Source organism: Nonomuraea angiospora (assembly GCF_014873145.1).
Lineage (GTDB): Bacteria > Actinomycetota > Actinomycetes > Streptosporangiales > Streptosporangiaceae > Nonomuraea > Nonomuraea angiospora.
Genome location: NZ_JADBEK010000001.1, coordinates 5,378,579 through 5,398,804 on the forward strand (window position 1 = coordinate 5,378,579; position 20,226 = coordinate 5,398,804).

The 20,226-nt window shown below is 67.1% G+C and carries 22 protein-coding genes and 2 pseudogenes; 10 read left to right on the forward strand and 14 right to left on the reverse strand.

The genetic code is table 11. From position 1 onward, the window contains the following. Positions 1-15: 15 nt before the first annotated feature. Genes H4W80_RS24300 through nikB form a run of 5 tightly spaced genes read right to left on the reverse strand, consistent with a single transcriptional unit; the run spans position 16 to position 4,519 of the window. Positions 16-666, reverse strand: a complete 651-nt coding sequence (locus tag H4W80_RS24300) for a histidine phosphatase family protein (RefSeq protein WP_192787209.1) — start codon at positions 664-666, stop codon at positions 16-18. Continuing rightward, the gene (locus H4W80_RS24305) at positions 663-1,676 is read right to left on the reverse strand and encodes an ABC transporter ATP-binding protein (RefSeq protein ID WP_192787210.1); all 1,014 of its coding nucleotides are present in this window, start codon (positions 1,674-1,676) and stop codon (positions 663-665) included. The genes H4W80_RS24300 and H4W80_RS24305 overlap by 4 nt, the downstream gene beginning before the upstream one ends. Next, positions 1,660-2,643 (reverse strand): ABC transporter ATP-binding protein, encoded by a 984-nt coding sequence (locus H4W80_RS24310; protein WP_318787033.1) that lies wholly within the window; start codon positions 2,641-2,643, stop codon positions 1,660-1,662. Before H4W80_RS24310 ends, H4W80_RS24305 begins: the two co-directional genes overlap by 17 nt. A gap of 20 nt (positions 2,644-2,663) precedes the next feature. Then, positions 2,664-3,593 carry an ABC transporter permease gene (locus H4W80_RS24315; protein WP_192787212.1) on the reverse strand — a complete coding sequence of 310 codons (930 nt, stop codon included), beginning with the start codon at positions 3,591-3,593 and terminating at the stop codon, positions 2,664-2,666. Positions 3,594-3,595: 2 nt separating this feature from the next. Continuing rightward, a complete protein-coding gene (gene nikB / locus H4W80_RS24320; protein ID WP_192787213.1) occupies positions 3,596-4,519 on the reverse strand; it encodes a nickel ABC transporter permease in 924 nt (307 codons plus the stop codon). Positions 4,520-5,035: 516 nt separating this feature from the next. Between nikB and H4W80_RS24325 the strand changes: the two genes are divergently transcribed. The 3 genes from H4W80_RS24325 to H4W80_RS24335 are packed head-to-tail and all read left to right on the forward strand — an operon-like array spanning position 5,036 to position 7,455. After that, positions 5,036-5,998: a DUF6772 family protein gene (locus tag H4W80_RS24325; RefSeq protein ID WP_225963633.1), complete on the forward strand. Its 963-nt coding sequence runs from the start codon at positions 5,036-5,038 to the stop codon at positions 5,996-5,998. A 4-nt stretch (positions 5,999-6,002) separates the two neighbouring features. Next, positions 6,003-6,338: a hypothetical protein gene (locus H4W80_RS24330; RefSeq protein ID WP_192787214.1), complete on the forward strand. Its 336-nt coding sequence runs from the start codon at positions 6,003-6,005 to the stop codon at positions 6,336-6,338. 49 nt (positions 6,339-6,387) lie between these two features. Beyond that, positions 6,388-7,455, forward strand: coding sequence for a LacI family DNA-binding transcriptional regulator (locus H4W80_RS24335; RefSeq protein WP_192787215.1), 1,068 nt, complete (start codon positions 6,388-6,390; stop codon positions 7,453-7,455). Between the two features lie 572 nt (positions 7,456-8,027). Here H4W80_RS24335 and H4W80_RS24340 read toward each other — a convergent pair. Next, positions 8,028-8,750 (reverse strand): tetratricopeptide repeat protein, encoded by a 723-nt coding sequence (locus H4W80_RS24340; protein ID WP_192787216.1) that lies wholly within the window; start codon positions 8,748-8,750, stop codon positions 8,028-8,030. A 374-nt stretch (positions 8,751-9,124) separates the two neighbouring features. Here H4W80_RS24340 and H4W80_RS61000 point away from each other — a divergent pair, with 374 nt between their 5' ends. Continuing rightward, positions 9,125-9,763, forward strand: a complete 639-nt coding sequence (locus tag H4W80_RS61000) for a tyrosine-type recombinase/integrase (protein WP_192787217.1) — start codon at positions 9,125-9,127, stop codon at positions 9,761-9,763. Between the two features lie 123 nt (positions 9,764-9,886). Continuing rightward, positions 9,887-10,135 carry a site-specific integrase gene (locus tag H4W80_RS24350; RefSeq protein ID WP_192787218.1) on the forward strand — a complete coding sequence of 83 codons (249 nt, stop codon included), beginning with the start codon at positions 9,887-9,889 and terminating at the stop codon, positions 10,133-10,135. Between the two features lie 275 nt (positions 10,136-10,410). On the opposite strand, the gene H4W80_RS24355 is transcribed toward H4W80_RS24350, so the two are convergent. Continuing rightward, the gene (locus tag H4W80_RS24355) at positions 10,411-11,580 is read right to left on the reverse strand and encodes a DUF5685 family protein (RefSeq protein WP_192787219.1); all 1,170 of its coding nucleotides are present in this window, start codon (positions 11,578-11,580) and stop codon (positions 10,411-10,413) included. A 617-nt stretch (positions 11,581-12,197) separates the two neighbouring features. Between H4W80_RS24355 and H4W80_RS24360 the strand changes: the two genes are divergently transcribed. Next, positions 12,198-12,494 (forward strand): hypothetical protein, encoded by a 297-nt coding sequence (locus tag H4W80_RS24360; RefSeq protein ID WP_192787220.1) that lies wholly within the window; start codon positions 12,198-12,200, stop codon positions 12,492-12,494. 624 nt (positions 12,495-13,118) lie between these two features. On the opposite strand, the pseudogene H4W80_RS61005 reads toward H4W80_RS24360, so the two are convergent. The 5 genes and pseudogenes from H4W80_RS61005 to H4W80_RS24390 form a co-directional block, all read right to left on the reverse strand. Then, positions 13,119-13,696: pseudogene (locus H4W80_RS61005) on the reverse strand (transposase family protein); the annotation flags it as partial. A gap of 177 nt (positions 13,697-13,873) precedes the next feature. Then, positions 13,874-14,263 carry a hypothetical protein gene (locus H4W80_RS24375; protein ID WP_192787223.1) on the reverse strand — a complete coding sequence of 130 codons (390 nt, stop codon included), beginning with the start codon at positions 14,261-14,263 and terminating at the stop codon, positions 13,874-13,876. Positions 14,264-14,826: 563 nt separating this feature from the next. Continuing rightward, positions 14,827-15,300: an NUDIX hydrolase gene (locus H4W80_RS24380; protein ID WP_192787224.1), complete on the reverse strand. Its 474-nt coding sequence runs from the start codon at positions 15,298-15,300 to the stop codon at positions 14,827-14,829. A gap of 160 nt (positions 15,301-15,460) precedes the next feature. After that, positions 15,461-15,679 carry a DUF5605 domain-containing protein gene (locus H4W80_RS24385; protein ID WP_192787225.1) on the reverse strand — a complete coding sequence of 73 codons (219 nt, stop codon included), beginning with the start codon at positions 15,677-15,679 and terminating at the stop codon, positions 15,461-15,463. A 36-nt stretch (positions 15,680-15,715) separates the two neighbouring features. After that, positions 15,716-16,012, reverse strand: coding sequence for a hypothetical protein (locus H4W80_RS24390; protein ID WP_192787226.1), 297 nt, complete (start codon positions 16,010-16,012; stop codon positions 15,716-15,718). Between the two features lie 73 nt (positions 16,013-16,085). Here H4W80_RS24390 and H4W80_RS24395 point away from each other — a divergent pair. Continuing rightward, positions 16,086-16,414, forward strand: a pseudogene (locus tag H4W80_RS24395) (IS5/IS1182 family transposase); the annotation flags it as partial. Positions 16,415-16,480: 66 nt separating this feature from the next. Beyond that, positions 16,481-16,825 (forward strand): hypothetical protein, encoded by a 345-nt coding sequence (locus H4W80_RS24400; protein WP_192787227.1) that lies wholly within the window; start codon positions 16,481-16,483, stop codon positions 16,823-16,825. A gap of 293 nt (positions 16,826-17,118) precedes the next feature. Here H4W80_RS24400 and H4W80_RS61010 read toward each other — a convergent pair whose 3' ends face one another. Then, the gene (locus H4W80_RS61010; protein ID WP_225963635.1) at positions 17,119-17,529 is read right to left on the reverse strand and encodes a recombinase family protein; all 411 of its coding nucleotides are present in this window, start codon (positions 17,527-17,529) and stop codon (positions 17,119-17,121) included. A 432-nt stretch (positions 17,530-17,961) separates the two neighbouring features. On the opposite strand from H4W80_RS61010, the gene H4W80_RS24410 reads away from it, so the two are divergent. Together H4W80_RS24410 and H4W80_RS24415 are read left to right on the forward strand one after the other, a co-directional pair. After that, positions 17,962-18,810 (forward strand): oxidoreductase, encoded by an 849-nt coding sequence (locus H4W80_RS24410; protein WP_192787228.1) that lies wholly within the window; start codon positions 17,962-17,964, stop codon positions 18,808-18,810. Beyond that, positions 18,810-19,424 (forward strand): TetR/AcrR family transcriptional regulator, encoded by a 615-nt coding sequence (locus tag H4W80_RS24415; protein WP_192787229.1) that lies wholly within the window; start codon positions 18,810-18,812, stop codon positions 19,422-19,424. Before H4W80_RS24410 ends, H4W80_RS24415 begins: the two co-directional genes overlap by 1 nt. Before the next feature lie 126 nt (positions 19,425-19,550). Here the strand turns inward: H4W80_RS24415 and H4W80_RS24420 are convergent, their stop codons facing one another. Further along, a complete protein-coding gene (locus H4W80_RS24420) occupies positions 19,551-20,216 on the reverse strand; it encodes a TetR/AcrR family transcriptional regulator (RefSeq protein ID WP_318787034.1) in 666 nt (221 codons plus the stop codon). Positions 20,217-20,226 lie beyond the last annotated feature (10 nt).

Consider the following 20,226-nt stretch of genomic DNA (forward strand, 5'->3'; position numbering starts at 1 on the left):
GCTGGTCCTCTCGGTTCAGTCGGTGCGCGCGGCGTCAGCGGCCCGTACGGTCGGCGAGTTGTACTCGACCACCGAGTTGTTCTGCTGTCGGCCGGCGTAGCCGATGACCGTCAACGAGGCGTTCACCGGCGGGGCGAAGTTGAGGTGACCGGGCGACGGCAGGCGCAGTGCGGCGGCGGCGGCCACCCGAATCGGGCCACCGTGGGTGAACACGACGACGGTCGCGCCGCCGGCCGCCATGTTCCCGGCATCGACAAGCGCCGCCCACACCCGCTGGCGCATCTCGGCGAACGTCTCGCCCCCGCCGCGCCGCACATCGACCCCGCGACCGACCGCCGCGAGATCATCCGGGTACTCCTCGGCGATCTCGGTGAAGGTCCGGCCGACCCAGGTGCCGATGTCCGCCTCGCGCAACCGGGCATCCAGCTCGGCATCGAGGTCAAGGTGGCGCAGGTACGCACTCGCCGTATCCCTGGCCCGCGGCAGATCGCTGGAGACGACCAGATCGGGCGTTCCGAAGCGGGCCAGGAGTTCGGCCGCGGCCACCTCGGCCTGCTCGAGACCGGCCGCGGTGAGCCCTGAGTCGGCCTGCCCCTGGTAGCGCTCCTCGACGTTCCACACCGACTCGCCGTGGCGGACGAGGACCAGGCGGACCCGCCCGCTCATTTCGAACCCGCCGAAGAGACCGGCAACTCGGGGAAGTGACATGCGGAAGAGTGATCGCCCAGCCGATCGGCGAGCACGGGCTCCTCCGTGACACACCGATCCTGTGCCTTCCAGCACCGGGTACGGAACCGGCAGCCGGACGGCGGCGACACGGGCGACGGAATGTCGCCGGCGAGGATGATCTGCCGCCGTTGTGGCGAGGCCCAGGGGCGGGGCACCGGCACCGCGGACAACAACGCCTGCGTGTACGGGTGCACCGGCGCGGCGAATATCTGCTCCGTCGTCCCCATCTCCACCACCTTCCCGAGGTACATCACCGCCACCTCGTCACTGATGTGCCGCACCACGGACAGGTCGTGGGCGATGAACAGGAAGCTGAGGCCCAGTTCCGCCTGCAGGTCGGCGAGCAGGTTCAGGACCTGCGCCTGCACCGAGACGTCCAGTGCCGACACCGCCTCGTCGCAGATCACCAGCCGCGGCCGGAGCGCCAGGGCCCGGGCGATACCGACGCGCTGGCGCTGCCCGCCGGAGAACTGGTGCGGGTACCGGTCGGCATGATCCGGGTTCAGCCCGACCCTGGCCAGCAGGTCCTTCACCTCGGTGGCCCACCGGTCGCGGGGCACCACACCGGGGTTGATGAGCCAGGCCTCGCTGATGATCTGTTCGACGGTGAGGCGGGGATTCAGCGACGCGTACGGATCCTGGAAGACCATCTGGATCTGCCGGCGCGCCTGCCGCAGGTCCGCCCCCGGCAGGGTCAGCAGGTCCTGGCCATCGAAGAGCACTTGACCGGACTCCGGCGGTTCCAGGCCGATGACGGTTCGCGCCAGCGTCGTCTTGCCCGAGCCCGACTCGCCGACCAGGCCCAACGTCCGGCCCGCGGGCAGGTCGAACGAGACACCCGAGACGGCCTGGACGGCGCCCGCCTTTCGCCGCAGCAAGGCGGAGCGGATCGGGAAGCTGGTGTGCAGGTCTCTTACCGACAGCAGCGGGTCAGCCGGGGACGACATCGGCGGCGACCTCCTTCGTGTGGTGACAGGCGGCGCGATGCGACTCGGGCCGGGCGGGCACCGGCATGAGCTCCGGCCGCTCGGTGCCACAGATGTCGGTGGCGAACTCGCAACGGGGCTGGAACGGGCAACTTGCGGTCAGCCGCATGAGGTCCGGCGGCGAACCCTTGATGGGCACCAGCCGTTCGCGCGCGCCGTCCAGCGCCGGGATCGAGGCCATCAGGCCGCGGGTGTACGGATGCGCGGTCGTTTCGTAGACCTCGCGCAGCCCGCCGGTCTCCACCACCCGACCGGCATACATGAGCATGACCCGGTCGGCGACGCCGGCCACCACGCCGAGGTCGTGGCTGATGAGGATCATCGCCATGCGGTGTTCCGCCTTGAGTTCGGCGAGCAACGCCATGACCTGTGCCTGGACCGTGACGTCCAGGGCGGTGGTGGGTTCGTCGGCGATGAGTACACGGGGCTGAAGGGCGATCGCCATCGCGATCATCACCCGCTGCCGCATGCCGCCGGAGAACTGGTGGGGATAGTCGTCGACCCTACGCGCGGCCGCCGGGATACCCACCCGGTCCATCAGCTCGATCGCCTTGTGTCGCGCCTCGGAACGGGAGGCGCCACGACGGCGCCGGAACAATTCGCCGATTTGCGCGCCGACCCGGAACACCGGGTTGAGGGAGCTCAGCGGGTCCTGGAACACCATGGCCAGGTCGGTCCCGTTGAGTCGGCGGGTCTCGGACCGCGGGCGGGCCAGCAGATCCGTGCCGTCATAGACGATCCGGCCGCCGGCCACCTGTCCCGCCGGTCGCGGAACCAGCCCCATCAGGGCCTGGGCGGTGACGCTCTTGCCACTGCCGGTCTCGCCCAGTATGGCCAGGGTCTCCCCTTCGGCCAGATCGAAGCTCACCCGGTCGACGGCGGTGACGGCTCCCGCCCGAGTGCGGAATCGTACCGTCAGGTCCTGCACCGACAGCAGTGGGTCGTCCATCACATGCTCCTCAGCCGCGGATCGAACCGGTCGCGCAGCGCGTCACCCAGCACGCCGAAGCCGATCACCAGGATGGCCAGGCCGATGCCGGGGATCGTGGAGATCCACCAGGCGTTGGACAGGTAGTCCCGGCCGTTGGCGATGGTCATGCCCCAGCTCGGCGTGCTGGCCGGGGTGCCGAGGCCGAGGAAGCTCAAGGATGCCTCGGCCAGGATCACGTGCCCCAGCTCCACGGTCGCGACCACCAGGATCGGCGCGATCATGGACGGCAGGATGCTGCGGGTCACCAGGTGCCAGGTCCGTGCGCCCAGGGTACGGGTGGCGTCGACGAAGTCCCGGCTCTTGAGCCCGAGCACCTGGCTGCGGGTGACCCGGGCGAACGTCACCCAGTTGGAGATGGAAAGGACGATGACGACGTTCACCACGCTGGGCCCGAGGATCGACGCGATGAAGATGGCCAGCAGGATCGACGGGAAGGTGAGCTGGACGTCCGCCAGCCGCATGAGCACCGTGTCCAGCCAGCCGCCGAAGTACCCGGCGGCGATGCCGGCGGCGACGCCGATGACACCGGCCAGCACCAGGGTCGCCAAACCGACGGTTATCGACACCCGCGCGCCCTGCATCATCTGGGCGAGCACGTCCTGACCGACCTGGTCGGTGCCGAAGATGGCGGTGTGCCCACCCGGCAACAAGGTGCCGGGCGGCTTCAGCCGGGAGCCGAGGTCGGTGGCGACCGGGTCGTACTTGAGCAGGATCGGCCCGATCACCGCGGCGACCACGTAAAGAGCGATCACCGACAACGAGGCGATGATGCGCAGCCGCCCGATCTTGACCCGTGTCCTGCCTGCCACTGGGGGGTCGCTGGGCGTCGGGTTGTCGGCCGCTTTGCTGTCGTTCTGTGGCAGCAGTTGCTCAGTTGGCCTGTCCATGGTCACCGTCCCAGCCGAATGCGCGGGTCGAGGTAGCCGTACAGGACGTCCACGACCAGGTTGATCAGGACGAAACCGCAGGCGATCAGCAGGATCGCGGCCTGCACCACGTTGTAGTCACGGGCCGAGATGGAGTCGATGAGCAGCCGCCCGACGCCGGGCCAGGAGAAGACCGTCTCGACGATGACCGCGCCGCCGAGCAGCTTGCCGAACTCGAGACCGGCCACCGTCACGATCGGGATGAGCGCGTTGCGGATGGCGTGCAGGAAGATGACTAACCGCTCGGACAGGCCCTTGGCCCGCGCGGTCTGGATGTAGTTCTCATGGACGACGTCGAGCAGGCCGCTACGGGTCAGCCGGATCAGGATCGCGATCAGTGGCAGGGCGAGGGTGACCCCCGGCAGGACCAGCCGGTCGAATCCACCGTGGCCCCCACTGGCCAGCCAGTGCAGTTGCCTGGCGAACACCAGGATGAACATGATCCCGATCCAGAACGACGGCATGGACTGCGAGAGCAGCGCGAACACCGAGACCACGCGGTCGGCCAGGCGGTTCACCCGCAGCGCGCCGACAACGCCGAGTGAGATCCCGAGCACCAGGCCGATGACCATCGCCACGACGGCGAGCTGAAGGGTGAGCGGGAATCTGCCCATCACCAGGCCCATGGCGTCACTGTGGTAGCGGTAGGAATCGCCGAAATCAAACCGGACCACATCGCCGAGATAAATCCCGTACTGCACCACCAACGGGCGGTTCAGGCCCATCTGCTCGCGCAGCCGCGCGATCTCATCCTGGGTGGCATCGGAGCCGAGAATGAGCTGGGCCGGATCGCCGGGAACCAATCGCAGCACCAGGAACACAACGGTCACGGCGCCCCACAACACGAAGACGGCGAACAGCGTGCGCCGGAAGAGGTACGCGGTCATGGCCGGTCCGATCGCTGTCGGTCGGCATCCCGTTTCAGCATCGACAGGCAACTCCAGGTTGAGCCATGACGCCGTAAGCGTCTGGCGGTGACGGCTTGGTGCTGGGGGCTTTGGTGTTGGAGATGGGCCGGCATCCGAGCCGGCCGGTCTGGGAGGTGATCCGCAGGCGAAGGCGAGCCGTCGGCCGCTGTCGGAGCGACGTGTTAACTGCCTGGAACATTAACGTTAATTCGATTGCCCGGCTGATGCTAGGTCGGCGGGCCCTGATCGTCAAGGGTCTGGCCGACATCTCCTGCCGGGCGGGCGCGATTTCAGTGCGCCTGACCAGTGAAAACAGCACTCCGGAACGGCACGCCACGGCGCCCGGGACCGGCAGCGGTAGCTACCCTGGGGGTTGACGGTCGCTGAACATTAACGTTAATGTTCGATCGCGACCGTATGACATACTCCGGTCGATCAGTCGGTGTATACATTCGCCAATCGGCATTGCCTAAACCCTTTTCAGGAGCATTCGGCATGACCACGATGGAGCGGCCCGACCTGGCCGCAGAACTTCGCGCCGCCATTTTGTCGGCAGACCCGAGGTTGTCGAAATTTTCGCCGCTTCGGCGTATTCTGACCTACGACGACTTCAACTCCGGCACCCACGGCTGGACCGAACTGCTGGGCAATTACAACGGCAATGGCGATCTCTCCACAGTTGATGATCACATGCGTGACTTCCGCCCGCCGCAGCTCTCGAACTGCTCCTTCTTCGATATCGGTTCCCATGGCGCCATGACCGGGTCGTATGCGCTCAAGCTGGCCACCCGGGCCTACCAGGGGCACACCGCCACCGCCATCCGGCGGCTCACCATGAGCGGGCGCGGCCTGCTGCAGATCGAGGCCTACTTCACCTTCAAGGCCGAGGCGACCATCGACGGCAGCGCGGGTGACCAGTTCGGAGACGTCACCTGGGACGGCAACCTGCACCCGTCAGAGGCGCAGTTCGGCTGCTTCACCGTGGCGACCGACCTGTGCGGCGACGGCGGTCTGCGCTACCACACGGTGGCCCGCTACCTGAATACGACGCTGGACAACAAGCTGTCCCGGCAGTGGGTGTACCCGATCGTGCCGGAACCGACGCCGCGTGAGCACCTCGAGGGCAAGGTCAAGCTGGCCTACGGGGCCGACTTCACCGCACCCGACCCGAAGGACTGGCATCCGTTCGGCGAGCCCCAGGAACTCTGCTACAACGAGGTGCCCACGAAGGTCAACTGGCACTACCTGCGCTGGGTCATCGACACGGGCGCCAGGCGTAACGTCGAGCTACAGGTCAACGATCGGATCATGGACATGTCCGCGGTGCCGGTCCCGCCGTACAAGGAGCGCTACGACTCGCTGGAGAATCTGCTGAACTTCTACTTCTCGGTGCGGACCCACTCGACGGTCCGTAACTTCCTGTTCCTCGATTCGGTTCTCATTTCCACGGAGTGGTGACGTTATGCGGCAGGTGCAGACGGCGGTCCTCGAGCGGGACACGACGTTCGTTTCCGACTTCGCTACGGAACCGTACGAGGTGGCGTGGGCCGGCGAGGCGCGCTTCTTCGTGCACACCCTTGCGGCGTCCGGCGACGACGTCGCGGTACGGCTGGTCACCCAGATCTCGCCGGACGGCCTGACCTGGTGCGACCTCGACGGCCACGAACATGTCGTCACCGGCCCCGGCCTGGTGACCTGGCCGGTCGGCCAGTTCGGCCAATGGCTGCGGTTGCGTGGCACAGTGGCGGGCAACAGTCCGTCAGCGACACTGCGTATCTATCTCACCGTCAAGAGCTGAGGAGCGGCCACAAGGTGTTACCGGGAGCGAGCGAGAGAGGGGCACTCGGATGGCTGGGACTCGGCGTCACACCCTGCGGGACATCGCCGCGACGTTGAACCTGTCGGTCAACACCGTCTCGCGTGCCCTCTCTGGAAAGGACGGCATCGGGGAGAAGACCAGGGCACTGGTCCGCGCCGAGGCGGAGCGGGTCGGCTACGTGCCGAACTCGGTGGCCAGGTCGCTTGTCCTGGGCTCCGCGATGACCTTCGGCCTGGTCATCACCAACCCGTCCAACCCGTTCTACGCGCAGCTGATCTCCAGCATCGAGTTGCGCGCCCGGAATCACGGTTATTCGCTGTTGCTGATGGTGACCGGCGAATCGGAGGAGTACGAGACGCGCGCCGTGGAGTCGCTGCTGCGATCCTCGGTGAGTGGGTCGATAGCCGTCCCGGTTCAGGCGAGCGCCGATCCGTGGCGGCGGCTCGGCACGGTCGGTGTGCCCACCGTGCTGCTCAACCGGGACCTGCCTGATCTGGGTTACCGCTTTGTCGGCACCGACAACGAGCTCGGCGGCTACCGCGCCACCGCGCACGCGATCTCCCGTGGCGCCCGCTCGATCGTGGTGCTGGAGGAGGACCTGCCGATCACCACCATCGCCGACCGGATTGCCGGCTTCCGCCGGGCCATGGCCGAGGCCGGCCTGTCCGTGCCGCGCGGCAGCATCATGCGGGTGCCCACCCGCCGACACGAGCAGGCCGCCCTGCCATGGCAGCCACAGCAGGCCTACCAGGTGGCGCGCCGGATGTTGCGCCGGGCCAGGCTGCCGGACGCGGTCGTGGTCGGCAACGACTACTTCGCGCTCGGCCTGTACCGTGCCCTGGAGGAGTGCGGGCTCAAGGTGCCGGACGACATGATGGTGATCGGTTTCGGCGATTACCCCTTCTCCGCATTCCTGTCGCCACCGCTGACCACTGTCCGGCTGCCCGCCGAGGAAGTCGGCGACATCGCGGTCGACCTGCTGCTCGAGGAGATAGCCGGCGGCCGGAGCGCCCGCCCGCTGAAGCAGTTGATCGCACCCACGCTGGTGGAGCGGGAGTCGACCAATCGCACCACCTTCGCCAGGACTCTGGTCTGAACCAAGCCTGCCCGGTCACTGGAAACGCTTCACCACATCCGGGTGCGCTGGATTCGTACATGAGGGGGCTGCGTTTCGCGCTCAATGATGATCGAGAAGGAGCGCTGGGTCCCGTTGATGTGGCCGAGAGCATCACTTCGTCATTGGTCCTCATCGGACGGGTCACTGGGGTGGGAATCAGCAGGAGACGGTTGAACGCCAGCCATACCCTCTATGTGATTCCGGAAGGTGACGCGGGGTGATCGAGGTCGGTCACCTGTTGACGTTCTCGATTCCGAGGATGGCGGCCAGTTCGCCGCCTTTCCACGCTTCCCTGTGGGCTCGAGAACTCGAATCGCTTCCAGCGCAGAGCCCTTCGTCCGTCGGGAGGAAGGGCTCAGCTGCGCGTCCGGGTGAATTCGGACCCTATCCGGAGGGACGGCGGCTCAGCGCCTACGATGACAAGCTGGAACAGGCCAAGATCGGATTCAGTGTCGAATTCGAGTCACTCAGCGGGAAGTCCGTGCCGAATCCAGACAGGCAGCGAACAGGTCCGGACGATAGAAACCTGACGGTCGAACAGTGACGCCCCTTCATGATCGACGCGGACACTGACGCGTGCGGCGTCCAGGCCAGAGACGGCAGCAGAAGCGCGGACGCCCCCTCATGGCCAGCGTCCAGGCGTGCCTGGGCCGCCTGTTGGAAGGCGGCCTCCAGTGCCGCAGGCTCCGGCGGGGCGTCATCATAAGTGGTCTCCTGGCACCGGCCGAGGGCGGCGGCAGCCCCTCGGGATCGCGCTCGCGCAACGCGGCGAACGCCGACGCGACCGTGGCCGCCGAGACAGCGCTTGCATGCGCGTTCGCAACCAGCGACAACATCGCCAGCCCCAGTCTGAAGTCGGCACGGTACATACGGCGCAGCCGGGAAATCGCCGGCTCGATCCGCCCCATCCGCTCGTAGACCTCCACGAGGAGCGGCCCGGCCAGCTCATGCCGGGGAACGAGTAGACAGGCGGTGGACAGGTCGGAGTGGGCGGCGTCCAGTTCATCGTCCGCGAGGCGCACCCTCGCCCGGCGGCAGTGCAGCTCCGCGAGATAGCCGTCGAAGTCGAACGATGCGAACCGGGCGCCGTCGACCAGCTTGAGCAAGACGGCGCGACGGGCCCACCGCACCATCACGATCGCCTCCTCCAGCACGGCGAGCGCCTCGGCAGCGGCTCCTCGCGCGAGCAGTTCGTGCGCGGTAGCCAGCGTCTCATCCGCATGGAGCACGATGCCTTCGGGCGGCAGACCGACACCGTCCAGCAGGTGGAACATCTCATCGAACGTACCCGGGCCCTGCCGACTCAGCTGCCGACTCTCCGTCGCTGGAGGCCGAGAAGGCGCTGCTCCCCCGGAGTCGAGGTGCCAGGTGATGGAAAGACGTCCACGCGATGATTCGCCGGGCAACCCGAGAACGTCGAGATCTATTGCGTCGGAAACAACGACTGATCCGGTTGCGGCCGGCCCGGCCTCACCCGGAAACCCGGACAGCAATCGAAAATGAGCTTCTCCCCATTCCCCGAATACCTGACCTGAGGTCCCCGATCGAGTGCGAGCCCTAGCTGGCGCGTCTGTCGTCGCACACCGTGAAGGGTGGAGGTGGGACAGATGGCAAAGACTCGTGTGGGGTCAGTAGGCGATGCGGCTGCGTGGATGCGGAAACAGGACGTCAGCGAGGCGTCACGTGTCCGCGTCTGCCGGTAGATGACGATCACGGCAGCTGGTATTTCGCGGTCCAGGTACGTGGCCTGGACGGGCAGCGGCAGCGCGTCCGCCAGGGTGGTTACGCCGACCCCGAGGAAGCGCAGGCGGCAGGCCGTGCCCTGGCCGCTGCCGACCACGACGGAGCAGGGGCCGGATGCACCATCGGGCAGTGGCTGGCACGCTGGCCGGCCACCAAGGACGCCCTGCGTCCGTCGACCCGGCAAGGCTACGCCACGCACATCCGTCTCCACCTCATCCCACAGCTGGGACGGATCCTGCTCCACCAACTCACCCCCCGCGACGTCAACGTACTGCTCGCGACGCTCGCGTCCCGTCCCTCACCGACCGGGCGCCAGCTGTCACCCACGACCGTGGTGCGGATCCACGCCACCCTGCGGACCGCGCTGAACGCCGCGGTCCGCGCCCGACTGATCCCCATCAACCCGGCCAACGGAGCCGAACTCCCCATCCCCGCCGGCCGCATCCAGTCGTCTGGACCGCCGGGCGGACCGCCCGGCGGCAGCAAACGGGAGAACGTCCGGCCGTGGCGGTCTGGACCGAACAACAGCTCGCAGCGTTTCTGACCGGCGTCGTGCAGGACCGCCTGTACGCCGCCTGGTGGCCGGGCCGCTCTGCGCGGGCTGCGCCGCGGTGAGCTGGCCGGGCTACGCTGGACGGACGTCGACCTGCAGGCCGCGGAGCTGACGGTGACGCAGCAGCGAGTGCACGCCGACGGCCAGGTCGTGGTCGCGCCGCCGAAGAGCGTCGCCACGCTGGCGCTGGCCGCGCGCACCGATCTGAAGGTGGTGCAGGCGATGCTGGGGCATGCCAGCATCGTGCTGACCGCCGACACCTATGTCTCGGTGCTGCCTGAGGTGGCCCACGAAGCCGCCCGGGAAACGGCCCGGCTGGTGCTGAAAGCCGCGTCCGCGCTGGGGCGGCCGCTGGGCGGCTGACTCAGCTTTGCTTCACATTTGCCCCATGCCGCCGCAGCAGGCGGGCGCGGCTGGAGTCTCCGCAGGTAGAGAAGCGCGCCCTGCAGGATTCGAACCTGCGACCGTCGGATTAGAAGGACGACACGTGACGGGGCGTACGAGCACGCACCGAGCACGGCTGACCGCCGGTGCTGGGATCTGACGGCACGCTCCGGGGGTCGCAATCCTGACCGGACGCTTCAGCATCGGCCACCCGGCTCATCGCCCAGACCCTGCCTACGTTGACTCCGCGGCGGTCAGTTGCAGCCGCAGTCGCAGCCGTCGCAGCCGCAGCCGTCCTCGCCCGAGCAGCAGGAGCAGCAGTTGCCGCAGTTGCCGCAGCAGTCGTAGCCGGAGCAGTCGAAGCGCTCGCAGAAGGAGCCCTCGCGGTCCTCGTCCCAGGCGGGCCGGTACAGGCCGCACGTGCAGCAGGTCAGTGCGGCGCACGCCAGCGACAGCAGCCCGCCGGGATCCTGCTTCGGCGGCCGTCCTCCCGGCGGCGCGCCGGGATCGCCGGGCGCGTGTCCGGGCGGGTGGCCGGTGCCGTGGGTTCCGGCGGTGGCGAAGGCTCGGGAGACGGCGCTGCCGGTCTCCCGCACCAGCAGGGCGCGCGTCAGGCCAGGTCGGGGCAGGTCCAGCTCGTCCACGGCGGCGCGCAGCTCGGCGTGCGCGGCGTCGCAGTGGCGGCGCGCCTCGTCCAGGCCGGTGCCGGTGGCGGCCAGCGGGTTGTACGCCCCGGACTCCCGGTCGTCGGCCAGGTCCTCCACCGCGTCGATCAGGTGTGCCAGCTTCCCGAATCCGCGACCGGCCGCCTCCAGGGCCTCCCGGTTGTGCGGCTTCCCCGCGAGCACTGCGGTGTGCGCGAACGCGGCGGCGACGGCGTCCTCGGTGGGCCCCGTCAGCTCTCGTAACCTGGGCGCCGCGCTGCTCCCCGGGGGCGCCTGGGCGGGGGCGCGTTCCAGGAGGGTCTGGCGGTCGGCCGCCGCCGTCAGCGGGGTCGGGTCGAACCCCAGCGTGCCGGCCATGGCAGTGCCGGCCGAGGACCAGCGGCCCGCCAGGCGGGTGGCGCCGGCGGCCACCGGGCGGCGGGCGTACACGCCGTCCCCGTCCGCCACGTGGTCGCTCACCTTGCCGGCCGCCAGGAGCAGCGACACCGAGGCCGCCAGCCGTACCCCCTCGGACTCCACTACGTCGGCGCCCTTGAAGCCGCGTAGCGCACACGGGCCAGCCCTCCGGCGCGACGTGGACGTGGGCGACTGGGCCTCGGTGAGGACGGACACGAGCAGGCCGTCGTAGTTGGTCACCAGGCGCGACAGGTGTCCGTGCTCGTCGCGGAGCGCCAGGCAGAGCCCGCACAGGTGACCCATCCAGTCCGCGTAGAGCCCTTTGCACATGACGTGCCGACACGGGCGGACAATGCCGAACATACGTCCCCTTATGTGCGCATTAGAGAGCCAACCGTAGCACCAGGCCGCCGGTAGATACCGCGGCGGCGAACGGATCCGCAGGAAGGAGAAGGTGCCCTCACCGCCTGGCCTGGCGCACTGCGCCTGCCGACCTGAAAGGCCAAAACCGTTTGGACAACGGGTACCCACATGGCCATCGTTTGCCGTGATCGGATCCGGCTCGGTACGCAGCCGCGCCGCTTGTCTGACCACCACCCGCGGGCAACTGCGGAAGCCGTTAGAAGCTCAGAACGGATGGCCAGCGGCAAGTCGTTACGTCTGGGCCCGCACCTGACCAGCTTGGGGTCATCCACCGGAGCAGATACACCCTCTGTTCGACGTGGTGCAGGCCCGGCGAGGGCGCTGAGCTCGTCGTCGCGGTCGGCGCGGTGTTTTCGGCGCGACCGCGTCGTCGCGATGCGGCCCGACGGCGCCGCGTCCTTCCGGTTCACCGACTTCGACCGCATCTTGGGGGAACTGGGCGAGTACGGATGCACGCCGAACGTCTACCTGTACTCCATGACGACTCACTGACGATCCCCGCGCCGCCACGGCCGGCCCTGGCGGTGCGGGACCTACACGGCTGGTACAAATGGGGCATGAGCGAATCCGTCGGGTATCCCCCGCGGCCGAATGTGCCGGCGGCCCGGCGTGTCTACAGTCGGACGTACCGTGTGTGGGCCCGGGTGCTCCTGTGGACGCCGATCGCGCTCACGGTGGCCGGTGTCGTCCTCGGCCTGGGGCTGTTCGCGGCCGCTGATGCCGACCCGACGCACAATTCGTCCGCGCTCGGCTATCTCGGCCTCGTTGTGTGGGGCGCCCTCGCGGTCCTGTCACCGGTCCTGCTCGGATCGTTCATCGCCGGGCTGGTCATGCTGAACCGCACGCGCAGTTGAGGTCGCGGCGGGACGCGGCCCGACCCAGAGTGCCGCTGCGCACGCAGCCAGGCGGAGATGCGGCGCCGGGGCGGAAGGCGAGTGGACCGGATCGATGCCTACACCAGCGTGCCGCGGCCACCTGACGGGGTTCGTCGAACCAGTCGCCTGGCAGGCGTGCTCCGGTACGCGCCTCGATGACGCCATGACGGCTGCCGCTTGCGCCGGCCACCGAGCGGCGGCCACTCCTTCCAACGCTGCCGCCGCATCCTGCAGTGCGGGAGGGTCGGCGCCGTGCAGCGCATGCGGATCCAGTTCCGGGATTATGGCAAGCCACCACCTGTTGGCCACGTACTCCAGAAATCTCCCACCTGTGAGGTTCCACGACACGTGCCGCACCTGCGCGTCCTGGCTGAGCCATTCCATGACGGGCACCCGCGCGGCGTAACCGAAACCGCCGGGGATTGGCATGCCGTCCAGATAGTCGTTGCCCGTGCTATGGCGAGGACGTCGTGTTAGTTGTTAGCGCCTCGTCGAGCTGCGGGAGCCGGGATGAGGGGACGACGGCCGCCCCTTCATGATCAATCCAAACACCAGCCAGATCACCGACCACACCACGCGCGCCGCGAGTTAGCCAGCAGGGTCGCCCTTGTACGGGGTGACGATCGGACTTTCGGCTCCTTGATAGGCCTTGTCTGCCAGGGTGATGTTCCCCGCCTCCTGCAGCGCGCGCAGGATGCCCCAGATGCGGGCGGCGCTCGGGTCGTGCGCCTTGCCGGGCAACGCTCCGGAGGTCCACGGGATCGTCCCGTTCGGGGAGGCGATGACCTGGACGTTCATGCCGTGCACGCGGTGCTTGCCGGAGAAGTACGGACGGTCGGCGGCGATCCGATCAGTGCGGATCAGCGTGCCGTCCAGCACCGGGTAGTGCACCATCCCGCTTCGCCTTGCGCAGCGCTGGCCGAGCTTGGGCGAGCGGGCAGACAGCAGCTCACGGTTTCCTCCACATACCGCCAGGCGGTCGCCGCCGATACTCCGAACCTGGCCCCGAGTTCGGCGAATGTCTCGCTCTTGCGCAGGTGGACCAGCACCAGCCGCGCCTGCTGGCCCGGGTTCAGCAGCCCCCAGACCGACCCGATCGCCTTACGGTGCCGACGGATCACCCCGGCGGCGTAGTTCAGCGTCCGAGGCGACAAATCGACGGCGGCACGATAGAAAAGCATCCGAGGCCCCTGGTTGTGACGGGTCTGGTTGTGGTGATCAATCCATCTACCAGGGGTTTCTTACATCGTCAGGCGAATACCAGGCTCGCGATCACGCTGTGACCAGCAACCCGCCGCCAGCGGGGTACAAAAGCCCCACTGATGCAGATGGTCGAATTGTTGAAGCTTTCAACCGCCTCAATGAGTGGCGATAAGTTTCTGCAGCTGCAGGCCGCTCTGAGAAATAAGATGAGGATAATCTCGAATGAGCAGCTTTGCCACGAGATCGTCAACACTTTCCCTGAGGAGGCTGCTGTTCATGCTGAGAAGCTCTTCGCAGATGCCGAGGAAGGACCTGATCACGTCCTTGTCATCGTCCTCCTCCACGGCTGGCATAAACACTTCGGCAACGACCTCGAGCAGATATTCGAACATGCTGACGTAGGTTTCGCCGTCTTGCGCGGCCTCCGCTTCGAGCGCCTGAATGAATCGTCGCGCAGAGGGCATCTTCCAAAGGATCTCCCGAGTTCGCCGGATGAGTTCTTCCAGGCTCACAAACTCATCGAGATCAAAGCCGTTCATGGCCATCCCCGAGGGAATATTCGCCGAACACCGAAGTGATAGGTCAAGAAGACCTCAGGCCGATGCGCAGGCTCGTTTGACTGGGAGAATAATTATACCATTTCCGGCTGGGACAGCCCGACTCTTCGCGGAAATATTTGACCGCCTCGGTCTTCATCTTTTGGCGATAGTGTTATTGAAATCCTTCAGTCGATCAGGGTTGACCTGGACAAAGCTTATGACCTTGGGGCGATATTGCGCGCGATTGAGTACTTGCCAAATCTCTGTGAGGTGGTTACGAAAATACCGCCGACGGCAACAATGACGCCGTTGGTATGCGCCAGCAGACTACCGTCTGCCACGGGCCGGACGTTTGCCGCCGCGGACCGGGCGACACGTCGGCTGAGCTCGGGTTCCCGGGCGGTGGCGTGCCATCAGGCCCGAGTTGCTGCGTCGAATCGTGCGACTCCTTCGGACCCAGAAATGCGTCGGCGATATGGTCGTCCAGAGGCTGACCCTGTGAAATTGCCGGCCGTCCTCGCAGGACATCAGGTTATGGAGTCTTTCTTTCCTATAGTCAGCCCGTCCGTTCAGAGCAGATTCAGATGATCGAGCGCCAGATATCCGAGATCGACGTCCGTCATCGAACCCTCGCGCAGGGATTGGCGGAAACGTGCCAATGAGACCAGGACCGGTTCGCAGAATTCGTCACCGACAGGTGCCGGGCTCCCGACCCGCCGGCAGTTCCTGGCCACTGCCACGTGTCGCCTCGTCGTCGCCGACGCCGAGAGCCATGTGCTGCTGATGATCTGGATCTCCCCGGCATATCCGGTCTCTTCCAGCAATTCCTTGCGAGCGGCCTCGGCCAGAGTGTCGCCCGGCTCCACGTGACCACCGGGCATCTCGTCGAGAATCGCACTCGGTCCAGGACGGAACTGCCGCACCAGGACCACTTGCCCGTCATCGGTCAGCGCGAGAACAGCGATGCTCTGCCCACCGTCGATCAGGTCCCAGCTACTGGTGCGCCCGTCCGGAAGCACATAACGTCGAGTCAGAATACGCAAGTATCCGGACGGTCCCCGTGAGGACGTTTCATCCAGAGGCTCCCAGTGACGAATGGTCGAGTCCGCAGCTTCGTCCCGAGGCAATGACATCCACCTTCTCCAACTGTTTGGCATGAAGATGCCATCTTATATGGATCGGCTTCAGCGGGAAGGCGGTGAGTCAGTTTTCCTGTTCCGTTATTCGCAGCGCGAGGTACGGCCACCCTGGAAGCTCGATCCTAACACTGCCCTCGAACACGCCACTGATCGGGGTGATCGTCATGTTCCACGTGTCAATCACCTCGACATGATGAGGTCGTGACGGCAGGTCCAGCGAGACCGTAGCGGGTTGACGGCGCCCCAAGTAGCGCAGCGTCTGCTTGTCGGTGACGGACTCCATGATGGTGCGCAGGAAACCGATGCGGGACGGGCTTTCTCAGTAGAGGGTGCCACCCCTGCTTAACCACGCCCGGTCGCCGTTATTGACGTATGACTCACCATGCCCGGGATAACCGCCTCGGGTGGCACACTCCCAGAATCGGCGCACCAGCTCCTGGCCGGGAATGTTGCCCCAACGCCTGCCCAGGTCGCCCTCGTAGGAGATCTCATCGAGCACCGCGGGCTTGCCGACCTTGTCCAGCCATTCCGTGGTCAAGGCGGTGTCCCAATGCTGGATGCTCTGATGGCTTATCCACGGCTTGCTGAAATCGTAGATATTTCCCTTCTCCCACATTCGGTTTCCATTGTGTATCGACAGCAACCGTTCGTACGGATCGATCTGCCGCACGAATCTGAGCAGATCATCCCAGTTTCGGGTGCCGCGTCCGGGCGGCGGTCGTCCCCGTACTCGCCCCGATCGAGTCCGCGCCGACATCGGCGGCTCGCTCGGCTGCGCCGGCGTGGTATCAGATGCACCATCCCTGAAAAGAAGGATCAGGCGGCTCACCGCCGCGCACGTGGATCACGCGGCGGCCGACCTCCCGCCTTCGACAAGGTCGACTACCGCGAGCGCCACGCCGTCGAGTGCGCGATCAACCGGCTCAAGCGCAACCGCGCCGTGGCCACGCGGTACGACAAGCTGGCCGTCCGCTACGAAGCGACCGTGCATATCGCCTGCATCAACGAGTGGTTGTGACCAGGGCCACGGCTGGGATCCTGCACAATCTGTCCAACGGTGGCCTGTACGTCTGGAAAGGGGCCGATGGTGGGGCGCGAGTACATCCGACTGAAGGCGGAAAACGAGGGCGGCGAACTCATCGTGGAGCCGTCTGAGGACGCCCTCTACGAGATGATCACTGAGCTCACCCTGCCCGACAACACCTTCGTCATCGTCGAACCAGACGAAGACGACCCCACCTGGTTCGCCTCAGTCGCCCGCCTCGACGATGGCACCTACGAGGTTGAATACCGCGACCCCCTTCGTCGGTATCACCGCCTCGACATCGCGACCGACCCAAGCCGCATCGCGTCCGACGTCACCACCTGGACCGCTCAGGCATCTCGAGCACACGCAGCCCTCAGCCGAGACTCCTCACCCGACTTCTGAAACAGGCTCTAGTTCGGCCGCGAGTAGGAAGTCGGCGACCTTTCCCGGCATGTCGAGGGCGACCGCCAGCTCCGAGGCCGGGACGTCCTGGTGGACGGCGGTGTGTTCAGGCATGAGGTCGGCAACGGCCGTGCGGATGGCACCGCGGCTGACGTCGTGTTCGCGGGCAAGGCTGGCGATGAACTGGCCGTCCAGGTACGCGGCGCGTACGGCGGCGGCCTTCGCTGCCGTGACGACTGGGCGTCGGCCGCCCTTGTTGCCCTTCGCCTCGGCGGCCCGCAGCCCGTCGTACGTCAGCTCGCGCTGGAGTTCGCCGGCTGCGGCGAGGGCTGCACCGTGAACTTCACGGTGGACAGCAGTTCTCCGGTGCGCGGGTGGCGGGCGGTGAGGTCCATCGCGGAGAACGCGCCGTCGTGGATGCGCAGGGCGAGGCGGCCGGTGTGGAGGACGTCGAGCACGTCGAGGATGTGCTGGGTGCCGCGCACGAGGCGGAACATCTCGGAGATGTGCCCGGTGTCGCCCGGCCGTGCGTAGGCGAGCAGCTCGCCGAACTTCGTTCGTTGCAGCGGGTGGAGGCGGCTGGAGGTGCCGGCCTCTTCCTCGAAGAGAATCGGGTCCTCGATCCCGGCCTCGTCGAGCACGAGGTTTTGACGGCCGGTCGACCGCTGGTCGGTCGACACCCGCTTGTAGACCAGGCTGGCCATGCCGCTCCCCTGTTTCGATGTCGCATTCGACCCTAGCTGTCAGCAAACCCTGTCATCAGCCTCCATCGGATCTCATTGGATCCGAGCCGCGAACAGGCCCCGAAAAGTCCGGGTTCATTGGACGCCCGTCGCGCCTGTCGTCATTCGATCGTTTGACGACAGCCGAGTGGCAGCCTGCCGGTGGTCAGGCCTCGCATCTTCTCTCAGGCCCTCGCTGGGTGTCCCTGTGATGACGGGGTGCGGTTCTGGTTGTCGGCCTGGCTGCTGGGCCTTGACGGCGCCGATCCGGGCGGTGCGCGGCACGCGGATGGCCTGGGGGTTCCATCCCGTGAGCGCTGCCAAAATCGACGCGGTAACGATAAAAATCGACACGGTGTAGACTTTTACTGAAAAGGGCGACCCGGCTCCTCGCGAGACCTCTCTGGAGGAACAATGGAGAAGCAGAACTGGCTCATCACCGGCGTCAGCACGGGCCTGGGGCGCGCTTTCGGCCAAGCCGCCCTGGCCGCCGGGCACACCGTCATCGGCACCGTCCGCTCCGAGAAGGACCTGCGGGCCTTCGAAGAGCTCAGGCCCGGGCACGCTCACGGCCGTATCCTGGACGTGACGGACGGTGACGCCGTCTTCGGCGCGGTCGCGGAGGTCGAGCGGAGCATCGGCCCTCTGGACGTCGTCGTCGCCAACGCCGGCTACGGCCTGGAGGGAACCTTCGAGGAAACCCCGCTGGCCGAGGTGCGACGGCAGTTCGAGGTGAACGTGTTCGGGGCGGTGGCCACCCTGCAGGCGGCGCTGCCCCACATGCGCCGCCGCCGCCGCGGACACCTGATGGCCGTCACCTCCATGGGCGGGCTCATGGCCGTGCCCGGCATGTCCGCCTACTGCGGCAGCAAGTTCGCCCTGGAGGGAATCCTGGAGGCGCTGGGCAAGGAAGTCGCGCAGTTCGGAATCCATGTGACGGCGATCGAGCCCGGCTCCTTCCGCACCGACTGGGCCGGACGGTCCATGGCACGTGCGGCGCGGACCGTCGACGACTACGACGAGTTGTTCACCCCCATCCGCGAAGCGCGACAGAAGGCCAGCGGGAACCAGCTGGGCAATCCGGCCAAGGCGGGGGAAGCGGTCGTGCACATCACGACGGTCGAGCAGCCGCCGGCCCACCTCGTCCTGGGCTCGGACGCGCTGCGGCTGGTCACCGCCGCGCGCACGGCCGTGGACGAGGACATCCGCGCGTGGGAGACACTCTCTCGTACGACCGACTTCGCCGAGGGCGCTCAGCTCTGATGCCCGGCCACCATTCCGCGCGCAGCCGTCGTACCACCGAGCGCAAGGGGGATGTCCGGGAGCGGGCCATCCTCGACACCTGCGAAGCCCTGCTGGCACACAAGGGCTACGACGCCATGACCGTCGGCGACATCGCCCAGGGCGCCGGCATCACACGCGGGGCCCTGTACTTCTACTTCGGCTCCAAGCAAGAAGTGGTCACGGCACTCGTGACCAGGACCGTCGAGCACCTGTGGGAACGGTCCCAGGTCACCGCGCAGACCGACGAGCCACGCCAGGCCATCGCAGCAGCCATGCAGCGCACGGTCGAGCTGTGGAACGAACACGGCCCGGTCATGCGCACGGCGATCGACCTGTCGTTGACCGTGCCGGAGATCGGTGAACTGTGGAAGCACACGGCTGACCTGTTCATCGCGGCCATCACCGCCGTCCTGGAACGCGCCGGCATCCAGGCCGGCGCTGCACCGGACCAGGCCTCGGCGATGGCACGCGCCCTGTGCTGGATGATCGAGCGGACCTTTTACCACGCTTCACAGGAATCCCGCGAGAAGCTCCAAGAGACGTCGGCGACATGCGAACACATCTGGCTGACCAGCGCCGGCCTGATCACGTGAGGTATCCGCCAGGGACGCGGTGAGGCGCGGAACCATGAAGTCCGAGTCGAGCCTTGCCCCCGTGAAGTGGACACCTTTTCGCGTCGCCCAGCAGGCGGGCCGCCAGCCGGCCTCGACAAACCAGGGTCATCCCCCTGCGGGAGGCAGGAGGGGCATGATCTCGGCCGCCGGGCGGCCTGTGTGCAGGCTGAGCAGATCGGCGATTAGGTGGTCCAGGGGCGGCCAGGGAAGGTCTCCGTGGTCGTTGTAGAGGCTGACCAGGCCGTGCAGCCCGGTCCAGAGTAGGAGGCCCGCCTGCCATTGCTGCTCCGTCGAGGACAGCCTGTGCCCCCCCTCGGCGGCCGCTGCCAGGGAGGCCGTGACGGCCTCGAGTGGTTCGGCTCCGGCGCCGTGCGCTGACCCCGGGATCAGGTCGTCCGGCATGCGCCCGCCGAAAAGGGTGCGGTAGTGGCCGGGCTGGTCGACTCCCCAGCGTACGTAGGCGGCGCACCGGGCGGCGAGGTCGGCCAGCGGGTTCAGGGCGGACTGCGCGGCTTGGTCCATCAGGCGCGCCAACTCCGCGTAGCGCAGTCGCAGCACGTGCTGGACCAGCGCGCTCAGGTCGGGGAAATGGCTGTAGATGCTGGCCGGTGCCACCCCGACCTCGCGTGCGACCTGCCGCAGGGTCAGCGTCTCCGGCTGGTCGAGGGTGGACAGCAGCTTTGCCGCGGCGTCCACGAGTTGGGCCTTGAGTACCTGTCCCTGCCCGCGCGGATTACGGCGACGGGGAGCGGACTGCTCCTGCGGCGACACCTTGGCTCCC